The organism is Gordonibacter pamelaeae, assembly GCF_003340385.1.
GTDB lineage: Bacteria > Actinomycetota > Coriobacteriia > Coriobacteriales > Eggerthellaceae > Gordonibacter > Gordonibacter pamelaeae.
In genome coordinates this window covers 1-302 of the sequence record NZ_PPTS01000032.1, presented here as the reverse complement: position 1 = coordinate 302, position 302 = coordinate 1, and the positions used below count along the sequence as shown (strand labels likewise).

The following is a 302-nucleotide window of genomic DNA, read 5'->3' as shown; positions in this document are numbered from 1 at the left end:
CCGGGGTCGTGCTAGTTCTTCACCGGGACGTTCAGGGCGGCCTGCAGCACGCAGTCGCCCTCGCCCCCTTCGTCGAAGCGGAGGTAGGCCATCCGCTTGTGGCGGTCGATCTTGCGCACGCGGCCCTCGCAGCCGCGCAGCGGGCCCCGCTCCACCTGCAGGACGCCGCCCTCGATGCGGCCCTCGCTCGCGCGCAGCACGTGCGCCTCGTCGAGGACCGACTCGAGCCACGCCTGCACGCTCGGCGAGAGCGGCGCGTAGGTGCGGCCCCGCCTGCCCACGAGCGGTGCCGGGAACGACAG

1 pseudogene is annotated in these 302 nt (G+C 74.2%); it reads right to left on the bottom strand.

The features are described 5' to 3' along the window. Window positions 1–11: 11 nt before the first annotated feature. A pseudogene (locus tag C1877_RS15400) lies at window positions 12–302 on the bottom strand (hypothetical protein); the annotation flags it as partial.